The sequence below is a fragment of the Dyadobacter sp. 32 genome, assembly GCF_902506755.1.
Lineage (GTDB): Bacteria > Bacteroidota > Bacteroidia > Cytophagales > Spirosomataceae > Dyadobacter.
Genome location: NZ_LR735258.1, coordinates 2,066,682 through 2,080,608 on the forward strand (window position 1 = coordinate 2,066,682; position 13,927 = coordinate 2,080,608).

Genomic DNA, 13,927 nt, shown 5'->3' on the forward strand with positions numbered 1-13,927 from the left:
TAATCTCAAACATAAGTTGGGATAAATTCTTAATCATGCTCAATCCCCGGATTAGTTTAGTTATCGGTGTTATTTCCATAAGCATTTTTCCGGTTCTTGTTAAATGGGCTCCGGTATCCGGGATCTCATCGGCATTTTACCGGATGTTTATTGGTTTCATTTGCCTGCTTCCCTACGTACTGATCACCAAACAACTGTCTGTACCCGCAAAATCACTATGGCTCCCGATCATAGCGTGTGGCATACTTTTCGGAACCGATATTGCGGTATGGAACCTTTCAATCCATTATTCCAATGCAACACAGGCTACCTTACTCACCAACCTCTCCCCCATTTGGGTTGGTGTAGGATCCTTTTTTTTCCTATCCAGAAAGCCTGATAAACGTTTCTGGCTGGGTACGGCCGTGGCCATCACAGGCATGATCATACTTTTGGGAACGGATACTTTTACCCAAATGCGGTTTGATAAAGGTTTCGTACTGGCTGTTTTGTCGGGGGTACTTTACGCTACTTACATGATCGTAAGCAAGCGCGCTTTGAGTCAAAGTAAAATTGTTCCGTTTATGATTATGAGCATGGGTGTATCCAGTATATATCTGCTTCTCATCTGCCTCCTCAGGGGTGAGCCTTTATGGAATTTCTCTTCCTCTGTATGGAGCGTGCTGGTCATTCAGGGAACCATTTGCCAATTGCTAGGCTGGCTGACACTCAGTTATGCGGTGCAAAAAATGGATGCGCAGCGCGTTTCGCTCAGCCTGCTCAGTCAGGCTGTAATCACCGCACTTATGGCATGGCTTTTCATTGACGAGCACATTTCCCTTAGAATGGTCTTGGGAGGCCTGGTTATTTTATCAGGCATCGGAATTACATTCAGGAAAGCTGCTGTATAAGCAACCTCCCTGAATGTATATTTCCAACCGGAAAAGCCCGTCTATTGTTTCAGAAATCGGCTTTGCGAATTACCCGTTTTCGTTCTGATATTCAGGATATAAACGCCTCTTTCCAAATGCCCTACCTGTATGGTTCCGTTTTTTGCGATGTTTACCTTCTGATATCCCTTGCGCGTTCTTCCGTGCATATCCGTTATTTCGTATTCCGCATCTGTTAAGGGCAGGTCCGCGGTGATGGTGAGCACATCAGTTACCGGATTAGGCCAAACGTTACTTATCATAAACTCTCCCATGTTGACGGGTACCATTCGGGAATAAGCAGTTGTGCCGTCAAAATCAACTTGTTTTAATCTATAATAGCTTAATCCTGGTAGTGGCAACTCATCTACCGCACTATATTTACTCATATTATTCGTCGTAGTCGACCCTTTCACAGTAGCCACAACTTCCCAATCTTTGGACGTCCGGGAACGCTCCACCACGAAATGATCATTGTTTTTCTCAGAGGCAGTGGTCCAGGCAATGTTCACCTTGCTATCCTTCCTTTTCGCATCAAACCTCGTCAGGACAACCGGCAAAGCCCCCGACGCAAATATGGCTTTGTAGCTATACGAATTTGCACCCACAGGAAAGGTAAACACTTCGGTTGAACCCACAGAGGTTCCGGCACCATCTTCCCACCGCACAAAGTGATTCCCTGGTTTGGCCACAGCTGTAAGCGTCATGGTAAGTGTTTGAAAATAAGTACCCGTCCAAGGATATGGCGTTGCAGAAACACCGTCTGCGGTCGGAATGATATCCACCGTGTTCACCTTCACGTAACCATGTGCAGCATCGGAGACGTCCACGGTAACACTCCTATTCAAATAGCCACCTCCAAAGCTCTCACGCACATGGGTACGATAAGTATTCGGGCGATCCCCCATAAAATTGTTGACCACGGCCACATTTGCATCCCATTCGGTCATGGTTGCCGGTGCTTTCCATCTGGCGATGTGGTCAGGCATGATAGGCTGATAAACAGCCTTCAAATCAGCCAGCATGGATTGTGTTCTGGCGGCCAGAAAAGTGGTATTTAAAAGATCCGCCAGCCGGGTCAGAAAGTAAGCTTTATACTCCTCATTTTCCAATATTTTATTAAACATGCTAGCCACAGGTCCACCTCCACCCACAATACCACGGGCTCGGGAAAAGAAATTATCATTTACCGAGTTCTCGAAAGCGAGACCTAAATCGGTATCATACAGCATCCAACGCCACTTGCCATCGTGCCCGAAAGGCGCATTGATATCCGTGTTGGGCAATTTGTGTCTCCAGAGGCGCATGTTTTTGTGAGGCCAGTCCTGGTTCCCTACAAATATCTCAGCGATCATGTAATCCGTGAAGTTAACGATGTCGATCATAGTCTTTAAAGTATTGTAGTTGGTACTGCCAGTGAAGGTGTTATTACTAACAAACGTGTTAAGGGCATTGTAGGCTACATTATCACCTTCTTCTACTTCATTGTTTTCCACGTTCATCAGATCCACCTGATCGGGGTCAAGGCCGTATTTCTTTTGAAGATAATACTTATCAAACCGCTCCCTCATATTATGAATACCCCAGTATTCTGAATTCAAAAACACCACCGAGGGCCTGGACAACTGCGTATCCACAGTGAGACTTTTCAAAAGCCTTGTAAAATAAGAGTCCCTGAACATCGTAGATGGATTATCGTTTCCTGAGTTACGAAGCAGGAGCCTTTTGGGATAACGCGTGGGGGCTTCAGGAAAAACAGCAAAATTAAACTCTGTATTACTGTAAAGGCGGAGGGTTTTTTCGGGAAGTGACCTGGAACATCCTCCATGAATCCTGAAATCGATGGGCTGATTTACCACCGCACCATTATCAAAAAACTCTACGTTGCCCGAACGTTCCCATGCGGCGCCGTTTCCTGTAAAATTGGCATCTGTACAAATGCTGGCAGCACCCGTAGGATGTGTTACCCTGATCACATCGAATGCCCTTCCCGCAGTATACATACCGGAGGTGTAATCGAAAAAAGAACGCTCGTTGGAGACTACCGAAACAACCGGAACCGGATATTTAACCCCACCCGGGTTTACAAAGAATGTCCCGGTGGCAATGTCGCTGGGGGCAAATCCCTCCTTAAATGCTTTGGCGCGGATTGTAGTTCCTTTGTAAACGTTGTATGAAGGCAGATAAGGTGCAGTAAAAGTCACGGAGGACGACTTCATGGAAACTTTGTTGGCTTCAACCGTTCGATCGATGATGGGAATAGGATTTACCCATGCAATCGACTGATGCTGTGCGGTAAGGAGCCCGTCATCTACGCCTTTCACTACTGTAGCCTGGGCACTGGTGCCTGCTTCATTATAAAAATTTTTATAATTCCATGAAACTGGTGTGGGGTTGTTAACCGGTTCGGATCCGTCCAAAGTATACCAGATACTAACGCCTGCCTCTATGTGTGAGATGCTCAGGTTAAAACCGGCTGTATGAAATCCGGTCTGATGCGAAAAAGTAGGGGGCGCAAGTTTGATAAGCTGAACGACCCCATTCGCATTGGTGGCACCCGGGGTGGGTGTTGAGTAATATGAAAAATCTGGCCCGCCGTTCGGATTTCTGCCAAAAGAAATGTTATCACTCATAGGGCCGAATGCTTTCCCATCGATCAGGGTACCTGCGCTGCTGTAGAGACCTACATAGTCGCCGCCTTTGCTAAGACCAAAATTGGTGTGCAACAGCTTGCCGACAGCCGCTTTGCTACTCGCCCACATCACCAAAAACCCGTTGGCCGGGACGGTTACTCCTGCCGGGATTACAAATTGCGTTGGTTGATCCACTTTGTCGGATAAATGATATCCGCCAATGTTAATCGGGCTACCCGATGAATTATAAATTTCAAACCAGTCGGAATACTGACCATCTTCGTCGGCGAAACCGGAAGCACTTGTATTGGATGAAACTATTTCGTTGATGAAAAGCTGCGCATGTGCAGATAAGGAAAATAAGTTGACCCAAAATAAAATTTGAAGGGTTACGAATAATTTTTTCATGATTTCATTAAAAATTTAAAGGAAAGGCATTTAATGTAAAGAAACGAGTACTTATTTTAAACTGTACCCCAAATGATTCCAACCCTGGTCTTAGAAAACTTTGCCCAAGCTATTTTATCAACAGAGAGTTACAATTTCTTTCAGCCCGAAAAATATGAAAATAAATTTAATATCAAAAGACCACTTAATAAATATCAAAGACTCTAAAATACAAGGTACTAAAAATCAATGAATCCTATACGTCCAATGTAGCCAATGCTTGAATTGAAAATGAAACCAAAACATTTTTTAAAGGAAAATATTTTATTCTACACGTTTTTAAAATCACGACCGGTCCAAAATTGGCTACGTAATCGCCTTGGGGAGTTTCTGTGGCTGCCGGACTGTTACTGCGGTTGGTCTATTGATCCGGTACGGCTTAGCGGGCGCATTATCCCTATCACCAATAAACAGAAAAAGCGTTTAGAAAATAATCCGTAGAATCCTGCCCAAAGGCTACTCCTGCTGCAAAATGTCAGAAATGCCTCCCAGCCGCAATCGGTGGGATGGCTGCGGAATGTCGCCTAGGCCCTTGCCTGAACCACATCTGGCCAGAAATAATCCTTACTAATAGACATTCCAATGCATTTTAGAAGCGAAGGAACAAATACCAGAACATAGCAAGGGAGGTAATCAAAGAAACGTTAGATTGAATATTGCACTGATGCCAAGAGATGAAATATAAATTACAGGGAAAATGGATAGTTCAATGCACAGAACAGACAGTCTCAAAACTTATGTCGGGATGTCGGCACTTATCGGGTAGCCCGCACAGCTGATTTTTCATTAATGGCCCAGTCATTCAAAAAGGTTTGAAGGAGGAAATGGGGGAAATTCTATCCGGCTCCTTCAATAAAAATGCCTGTTCAATAATCCCCCTCTCCTATTACCTTCGCTTTCTTTTTGGCCTGGTGCAACCGGTAATTCAGCGTGAGGTTGATCTGGCGCTGCCTGCCTTGAGAGTTACTTACTGAGTAAAAATTAGGCCCTTCTGTAACCGAGCGAAATCTGCGAGAGTTAAACACGTCCAATACACTCAGTGTGAGTGTGCCGTTTCCTTTGAGAATATCCCGGCTCGCAGCAAGATCCAGCGTTGCCAGGGCTTTGCGCCGACCCTGAGGTGTTTTTTGAGGCGCCTCATAGTTACCCCTTAGTTGCAGGTCCGTCGATTTCCACAAGGTGAAACGGGAGGTGGCCCGAACAAACCAGCTATACGTATCGCTTTTATAACTTTGATCTACCTGTGTACCGTCGATAATAGACCTGAAAAAGTTGAAACTTCCATCCAGTTTCCACCACTGGTATAGGTTATGCGAGGAGGTAAATTCAGCACCATAGGCGTCCTCAGTTCCGAGGTTTTCGGGTCGGGTAAAAGAATTGCCATTGGCTTCTACAGTTTTAATGGTAATAATTTTACCATTGGTATGGCGGTAATATAAGGATGAACTGAGCGAACCCTTATCCATGTACTTGATGTGTCCAAGCTCAAAAGCATTTGTAAACTCCGGATTCAGATCCGGATTCCCGCTCCAGTAATTCCGGTTGTCGCTAAAAGTTGCGAATGGAGTGAGATCATTATACTGCGGCCGGCGAACCCTTCGGCTGAAACTGAGTTGAAGTGCATTCTGTTTGGCCAGATCATAAGTCACATGCACACTCGGGAAAAGGTTGGCATATTTCCGGTCGTTAATCTCATTGGTCTGCATTAGGGTTGTAGTCACACCAGTCCATTCGGCGCGGAGGCCTGCCTGGTAGGACAACTTGCCCGTCTTATTACCCACCATTCCATAAGCCGCATTAATCCGCTCATTATAAAGGAAATCGTTGGTGAGGCCCGGAACCGGAATCCAGCCCGCGTCGGTTTCCTCCGTGACCGCGTAATCGTTGGTCATGTCGCGTGAGCTGATCCGAGCGCCCGCCTCGAATTTTCCATCCTTGGCAAAAGGGTGAACGTAGTCGGCCTGAAAAAGAAGTTGCTTCTCCGTTTCGTAGTTTACGGCTCTCTGAAGCAAAAATGGCACCGAAGTTTTGCTGCCATCGGGATTATAACTTTGCTGGCCATAAAACTGGTCGGAATCTTCCCAGTTGTTCAGGTATCGTACATCAGCCGTAAATTCCCGCCCCTTTCTGTCGAAGGTTTTCTTGTAGGTTAAAGCGTATTCCGAATTGGGTTCTGTTTCCTTTTCGTCCTGTGTACGGTTTGTGCTGCCTGTCAGGTTGTTCAGATTCGTTAAATAATCTTTGTAATCAATATTGGAGAACCGTTTCCCTTTGCTGATCCTGTAGGTATAAGCACCGGTGAGCACGTTTTTAGAATTAAAATAATAATCTATCCCTCCCCTGGCGCTGTTATTTTGTCCACGAAGCTTGCTGGTCATGCTTTTTTCAGAAATGAAAGTGGAGTCGTTGCGATACAATTCCTGATACAGCGTGTTTCTACCCGGTGTGTTCCGGAACGAAACGGTATAATTAACAAAAAAATTCAGGTTCTTTTTGCGGTAATTCACGTTGGCTGCCACACCAAAATTCGTTGGATTTCCAGCAATCAGATCAAAGGATCCATTGAAACCCTCTTTTCGTTCTTTTTTCAAAACGATATTGATGATACCGCCCATACCTTCGGCCTCATACCGCGCCGACGGATTGGTAATGATCTCGACCCGCTCAATGATGTTCCCCTGAAGTTGCTGCAAACCGCTTCCTCCTTTGATACTGACAAGCCCGGACGGCTTTCCATCAATCAGGATACGAACATTACCGCTTCCTCTAAGGCTCACATTGCCTTCCACGTCAACAGCTACGGATGGGATGTTGGTCAGGATATCGGCCGCTGTCCCGCCTGCATTGGCGAGGTCCTTTCCTACGTTGAAAATCTTTTTGTCGAGTGCCAGTTCCATGGAACTTTTCTCTGCCTGAATGGTCACCTCATCCAAGGTTCTGGCCGAAGCCCCCAACTTGATAACACCAAAGTTCAAAGGCGAATTGGCACTGGTCAGTTGTATGCCTGACGTCTTTTGGGATTTGTAGCCGATGTATTCTGTTAGCGCATAGTAGCTACCGGCTGCAACATCAATGACAAATGAACCCGTTTCATCGGTAATTGCCCCAGTCACGAACACACTATCAACGGTTTTGAAAAGACGAATGCTGGCGTAACTCAAAGGCTTATTATTCTGAACATCAGCGATATTCCCTGTAATTTTCAATTTAGGTCCATTTTGTCCGAATGAATCCGATGTCGCAAACATCAGTAAAAACAAAACAAAAATAGGGATGAGCATCCCGGTTACACTCGCTATCGCAGCTGCGATTATTCCCCCTGCTGATTTCATTACGAATACTTAAACAATTTATAACTGCGAAGATCATCATTTAACTCCAATAGAAACCCATTCTAAAATCAGTTTTACTCTACCAAGCCCTTTTCTTGACGAACTAAAATTCATGCTACCCTCTGCATCCGTGAACATGAATGGTTGCAGGTGAATGTCCGGCATCGCCAAATACCTTGGAGAAATCATTTCCATCCCTCAAAACTTGCGTACCTTTGCAGCCCTTAATTGAAACGGAGGGTTGGCAGATAGATAAAAAATGAAAAACGAAGCATCACAAACTATAAAATTGGCATTGCCGATCGTCATCGGAGAACTGGCCCAAATGGCCCTTCATCTCATAGATACGGCGATGGTAGGCGCTATTAGTTACAAGCAACTTGCTGCGGCGGCTTTGGTGATCAACGCCATGAACATCCCGTTTGTAATCGGGATCGGGATGACGATCTCGGTTTCTCAGATGGTATCCATGGCCAATGGCAGGCGTGATGCACAGCAGGTGTCACATTATCTTTTTAATGGTTTTTGTCTTTGTGCAGTGGTAGCCATTCTCATTTCCCTCACACTGGTTTTGGGAAAAGATTTGCTTGGGCACCTCGGTCAGGATCCCGAGGTGGTTACATTGGCGTTGCCATTCATGCAACTCATGGGTTTCTCTATCATCCCGATGCTGCTATTCATGACACTTAAGCAATTTGCGGACGGGCTCGAATTTACCCGCACCGCGATGATCCTCTCCCTAGCCGGTATGCCCTTGAACATTTTACTCAACTGGCTTCTGATTTACGGCAACTGGGGCTTTCCGAGACTGGAACTGGTGGGGGCCGGCTGGGCAACACTCATTACCCGATCCATTATTTTTATCGCGCTGGGTGGCGTCATTCTCAGGCACCGAACTTTCAGCAGATATGTGGCTGTCCGGAGCAACCAATGGAAGCTAAAAATCAACACTTTACGTGAGCTGCTACACATTGGCGTGCCGAGCAGCCTGCAGATTGGTATGGAAGCGGGTGCCTTTGCCGTCTCCGGAATCATCATAGGAACACTTGGCGCTGTGGCTCAGGCAGCCCATCAGATCGCTTTAAGCTGTGCATCGTTCACCTTTATGGTCTCCATGGGACTTGCACAGGCGGGTTCCATACGTGTGAGTAATGCATTTGGGCGGGGCGACTGGAAAAAACTAACGGTTATTGGCAAGAGTACCATTTACACGGCATTGGCCTATGGCGCATTTTGCGCGATTGCTTTTGTTCTACTCCGAAATATACTTCCCAAGGCATTCAACGACAATTTTCTAGTGCTGGAAATGACTGCCACGCTCATCCTTTTTGCGGCGGTGTTCCAGATATCCGACAGTACCCAGGCAATCAGTGCCGGATTGCTCCGTGGAATCAAAGACGTAAAAACACCCACCATGCTGATCGGGATCGCTTACTGGGTGGTGGGCATCCCGTTCGGCTATCTGCTTGCATTTCGTTACAAGCTTGGAGCGGCCGGGATGTGGATTGGACTGATCACCGGGTTGACACTTGCATCTGTGTTTCTGATTACCCGATTTTTAAAAATGACCGAAAGAGCTATTGCCAACAAAGAAACTGTCTAGAAAACCATCAGAATCACTGAATATCATTGAATTTTCCCTGATTGAGATCCCCAGTCTCAAAACCCTTTTTGAACCAATACATCCTCTGTTGCGAACTGCCATGCGTAAATGCATCGGGCACCACATAACCCTGGCTCTGCTTCTGTAACTTGTCATCTCCGATGGCGTTTGCTGCAGTAAGGGCTGCCTCAAGGTCTCCGGGCTCAAGAATATTGTCCATCTGATGGGCATGGTTGGCCCATACGCCTGCAAAAAAGTCGGCTTGCAATTCCAGTTTGACGGATAATTTGTTATACTCCTTTTCACTGATACGACCCCGCTGCTGGTGAAGCTGATCCGACAAGCCCATTAAATTCTGCACATGATGCCCGACCTCGTGTGCCACCACATAGGCCACGGCGAAGTCTCCCGGTGCCTTAAACCTATCTCTCAACTGATTACAAAACTCAAGATCAATATACACTTTGTAATCAGCAGGACAGTAGAAAGGCCCCATCGCTGACGACGCACTTCCGCAGGCACCTTCTGTGGCATTCTCAAATATCTGAAGCGTTGGTTTCTGATACGTACTACCATTGGCTTTGTAGATCTGATCCCACACATCTTCAGTACTACCCAAAACGGCCGAAACGAAATCTGCCGTCTTATCGTCGGGGCGTGGCCCTGCTGCCCGGGGAGCAGATTGCTCCGTCGACTGACCCTGCTGAAGATTTGCCAGTATCTCCGATGGATCCTGACCTGTGAGCAAACCAATCGCCAGCACGATAATCACACCAATGCCGCCAATGGCCACTTTACCTCCTCCGGACATCCCCCGGCGGTCCTCTACATTTCCACTTCTACGAAGATCTTGCCAACGCATATTTTTTTAGTTTAAAGTTGATAACTTCTTTGTCAATGAATGAATTAAAATCGTTCCCGATGTATACAGCCAAAGGATGCCGGGATTGCGACACACAAACTAACAGATATTTCCCGACTTTATAAATATTGAATGGGCTTTGATAAAAAAGGTTCTGGTTGCAGCAGCCCAAACTGGTTGACTTAAACCGGCCCTTTTGCTAATGAATCGTCACTTCCTCCCGACACAAGCGGCAAGGCGAAATACCGTTTTTAATACCGCTCCCTGACAAGGGGAAGTGTTGGTTGACGCCTGAATAAAAATCTTCCTTGCTAGTAGAATCCAAATTACATCCACTTTTCCCGCGTATCCATTCAGGTTTATCGAAAACCGACAACGTAATGAAACCTCAATATGAAACCGTCCAGACCCCATGCAACACCAGAGGAAGCGGAACCCCTCATCAAAATGGTCAACATGTTTCATCCTACCTTTAAAGGTATCGAACAGTTTATTATTGAACATAGCTTTCCGATTCGCATTCGCAAGGGCAAAATTCTCCTTTCCAGCGGTACAATAGCCACACACATTTACTTTGTAAAAAAAGGCATTCTGCGTGGTTTCGTAAATGACGATGACCGGGAAATCACCACCTGGATTACGGCCGAAAATGAGTTGGTATCGTCAATTGGAAGTTTTACGATGCAGATGCCTACCCTGGAAAACATACAGGCGATTGAAGACTGCGAGTTGCTCCAGATGACTTTCACTGATCTTGAAAAAATATACAAAAAATTCCCTTCCTTTAACATCACGGCCCGTAAGATATACGAATTATACTACGTTTCTGCGGAAAGCCGGGCATTCATTGCCCGCCTCAAAAATGCGGAGCAGAAATACCAGTATTTTTTAGTTCAAAATGGTCACCTTGCCAACAGAATAGCACTTAAATACATTGCTTCTTACCTGGGCATAAACATGGAAACGCTCAGCAGACTGAGAAGTAAAAAGGAGCTGTCAGAAATAAAACACGCTGCTTCGGCTGTTTACCCATTTCCAGGCCAGGAACTGTTATAACGCATCAGCCAATCGCATCCGGTTCCCTAAAACAAATGTCCTAATTAAAAGCTGCTGAATAGTTGGGTGCAGCGTTAAATTAATTATTGACAAATGTCAAAAAAAATCGACGCCGGACTATCCAGCTTTAAGCCATATTTTTCTCCCAATCTATTGAAAATAAGCACATTTCAAAGAATTATATCTATACATTGTCTCGATTTAAACACAAGCCCCCCACATGCTCTCTAAATGGATATACCATTATAATCATTAGCTTTGATATCAGCTGAACACCGGCTAAGCTATTTGTAAATTCTCCTCTATCTATGTCCGAAAAGTAACGGACGCAATGGCAACCACTGCAAAACCCAGGGCGTAAAATCGTAATAAGTTCCGGCTACTCCCTGGTTTTTACGGTTTACAATGGACACCTATTTTTAAACATGCCACCAACCCTTGATAAAAAGCTGCTCCCACCCAGGATTACGCTTTCATCCAGCACCCGCCCATAACCAACGCCAGCCCCAGGCATCATGGTAAGCTTTTTGTAGTCTTTCAATCAGACAAAATATCAGGGAATTTTTTACCCGTTTGAAACGCATGCCTGAAACCACACGCGAAATTGCTTTTCAGGTATCATAACAAACCTCTACTTATATCGATCAACTTTACACCTATGAACAATTTACCCCTAACCGTTAAGAGATCCATTGAGCTGCTTGGCCTGGTGTTATTGGGAACGCTCTTCATTATAGGCAGAAGTATCCTGATGCCAATCATTATGGCTTTTTTCATCAGCATTGTAATACTTCCCGTATTTCGGTTTCTGAGACGATACAGGGTTCCGGAGCCACTTGCCATCGTCTTACCCATATTACTTTTAATCACTGTACTTGGACTGATCATCTGGTTTTTTTCAGCCCAGATAAGTCTGCTTGTGGCCGATTTTCCACAAATCAAAAAGAACGTAAGTACGCACCTCAATGCACTAAGCAATTGGATTTTCTCCATTAGCGATTACTCCACACAGCAACAGGTAGAATTAATTAACAAAAACACAGACGATTTGTTGAGTTTCGCAGGAAAAACGGCCAGCGGGGCGGCTGTAACCGTGAGTTCTCTGTTTATATTTCTGGGCCTGCTGCCGATCTACATTTACCTGATACTTTTTTATAAAAGTATCTTACTGCGCTTTATTTTCATGTGGTTCAAGGATGACGCACACGAGAAGGTGAAGGAGGCAATTTATGAAACGGAGGTGATCATCAAAAGTTACCTGATCGGCCTGCTGATCCAGGTTAGCTACATGACCATCCTGCTAGGCCTTATTCTGATGGTTATCGGCATCAAACACGCCTTGCTGATCGGAGTAATTTTCGCAATACTGAACCTGATTCCTTATGTAGGAGCCTTACTGGGAAACATCATCGGCGTGTTGCTCACCCTCACCTCCTCTCCTGAACTCTGGCCCGTCATAACGGTGTTGTGTGTGATCGCCGGTGTACAATTTTTGGATAACAACATTCTGATGCCCCGTATTGTCGGATCCAAGGTCAAGATTAATGCCCTTTTCGCCATTCTGGGTGTTATCATCGGCGGAAACATCGCAGGTGTAGCTGGCATGTTTTTATCCATGCCCATTATTGCTGTATTGAAAATTATATTTGACAGGACGGAAATGTTCCGACAATGGGGTGTTCTGCTGGGTGATGAGCGCCCGTCCAAGAGTCCAATGACCTACCCTATTTTTCGTAAAAAAATCCGTGTTTCTTCCAAAACACAAGCCGACAACCATTGATAGGGAATGCCTTTGACAGGTCAATAACCCTGACCGATTTCCGTTAGAAATTAGTCAGCTCAAAATCCTGCAATTCGCTTTCCCTTCCGTTTACAATCACGGACAACCGATGTGTGCCTGGGTGGTAAACCCGGGTCGTGATCATCTTAAAACTTTGATTCCTTTTGATGACGATCGACTGACCTGGTGTGTATTCCCGTTCACTGATCTTGAAAACCTTCTTTGAATATTGTCCGTTAAGCCTTTTGAAATACACTGCGTATTCCAGTCTTACAATCTGGCTGAACGCATCACTATTTCGTACCACAAAGGTGAATTCCAGATATTGCCCAACAGTCACCTTCGGCGTTACAATCCTGAACTCCGAAAGCTCAATATTTTTGCTTTCAATATTGTAGTGCGAAAGAATGTCTGCATGGCTCCGTTTCAATAAGGTTCGCGCACCGTGTTTGATAATCGCGTCCGTATTTTTGCTATGCCCTTTCCAGCGGGTCGCAATGCCCAGAACCACTTCGGGCTGGTTTTTCGAAATGTCATTCAGATTGTTGGCAACACTCCGGCGAACCGATTCCGATAGATCATTTTTCAGATTTTCCAGTATGGGCAAAATTTTTGAAGGGTCTTTTTTCAAGACCGGAACAGCCAGGCCCCAGGGCAATGCCGGCCTGCTCCCCTCAGTCGCCAGCCTCCTTACCTTTGCATTTTCATGCATGGACCAGTCATGCATTTTAAGCATCATTTTATCAAAATATTTCAATAAAAAAGGCCTGACGGCAAATTCGCAGGTAATAAACTGGGTAATGTGCTCGATTGCCTCGATCGAAGTTTCATAATCGTCGAGGCCGTATACCTGGATGTAGTCCGGCAAAAACATCATAGCGAGCTGATCCTCTCCGAAGGCATTCTTGCGCAGCTGACTGATCAAACGGTACAGCACTCCGACGGCATCCGGAAAATCGGGCGGTAAAAACCCGTGCAGAACCATGGTCGTATGTCTCATGCGTTGCTTCAACTCCATGTTTGCAAATTCGGGAGTGTAAATCTTTGCATTAAAATCATTTTCCACAAAGCCTGGAATCACTTCGTCCAGAGCATCTGACAGTTTTTGGTAAAAAGTTTCAGAATAGAGATCTTTTAGTAATGCCATGGCATGTATTTCAATTATTAGTTATGCAAAGATGTCTCAATGCCCGTGTCGACGGCATCATTTGAAACAAGTATAGTAACGCAAAATTATCTGGTGTCTGAGGATGTTGCCTCCAAAGTAAATTAGAAATCATGAGAGAAGATGAGATTTTCCTACATA

8 protein-coding genes are annotated in these 13,927 nt (G+C 45.3%); 4 read left to right on the forward strand and 4 right to left on the reverse strand.

The features are described from left to right. The first annotated feature begins 35 nt into the window (after nt 1-35). The gene (locus DYADSP32_RS08255; RefSeq protein WP_149243171.1) at nt 36-890 is read left to right on the forward strand and encodes a DMT family transporter; all 855 of its coding nucleotides are present in this window, start codon (nt 36-38) and stop codon (nt 888-890) included. A gap of 41 nt (nt 891-931) precedes the next feature. Here the strand turns inward: DYADSP32_RS08255 and DYADSP32_RS08260 are convergent, their stop codons facing one another. Next, nucleotides 932-3,949, reverse strand: a complete 3,018-nt coding sequence (locus tag DYADSP32_RS08260; protein WP_149243170.1) for a CotH kinase family protein — start codon at nt 3,947-3,949, stop codon at nt 932-934. 905 nt (nt 3,950-4,854) lie between these two features. Beyond that, a complete protein-coding gene (locus DYADSP32_RS08265) occupies nt 4,855-7,269 on the reverse strand; it encodes an outer membrane beta-barrel family protein (protein ID WP_149244924.1) in 2,415 nt (804 codons plus the stop codon). A gap of 310 nt (nt 7,270-7,579) precedes the next feature. On the opposite strand from DYADSP32_RS08265, the gene DYADSP32_RS08270 reads away from it, so the two are divergent. After that, complete coding sequence (locus DYADSP32_RS08270) at nt 7,580-8,923, forward strand: MATE family efflux transporter (protein WP_149243169.1); 1,344 nt, start codon at nt 7,580-7,582, stop codon at nt 8,921-8,923. A gap of 13 nt (nt 8,924-8,936) precedes the next feature. Here DYADSP32_RS08270 and DYADSP32_RS08275 read toward each other — a convergent pair whose 3' ends face one another. Next, nucleotides 8,937-9,785: a neutral zinc metallopeptidase gene (locus tag DYADSP32_RS08275; RefSeq protein WP_149243168.1), complete on the reverse strand. Its 849-nt coding sequence runs from the start codon at nt 9,783-9,785 to the stop codon at nt 8,937-8,939. Between the two features lie 393 nt (nt 9,786-10,178). Between DYADSP32_RS08275 and DYADSP32_RS08280 the strand changes: the two genes are divergently transcribed. Both DYADSP32_RS08280 and DYADSP32_RS08285 read left to right on the forward strand, forming a co-directional pair. After that, nucleotides 10,179-10,841, forward strand: coding sequence for a Crp/Fnr family transcriptional regulator (locus DYADSP32_RS08280; protein ID WP_149243167.1), 663 nt, complete (start codon nt 10,179-10,181; stop codon nt 10,839-10,841). Nucleotides 10,842-11,499: 658 nt separating this feature from the next. After that, nucleotides 11,500-12,621, forward strand: a complete 1,122-nt coding sequence (locus DYADSP32_RS08285) for an AI-2E family transporter (protein ID WP_149243166.1) — start codon at nt 11,500-11,502, stop codon at nt 12,619-12,621. A gap of 43 nt (nt 12,622-12,664) precedes the next feature. On the opposite strand, the gene DYADSP32_RS08290 is transcribed toward DYADSP32_RS08285, so the two are convergent. Beyond that, nucleotides 12,665-13,768, reverse strand: coding sequence for a DNA alkylation repair protein (locus tag DYADSP32_RS08290; RefSeq protein ID WP_149243165.1), 1,104 nt, complete (start codon nt 13,766-13,768; stop codon nt 12,665-12,667). Nucleotides 13,769-13,927 lie beyond the last annotated feature (159 nt).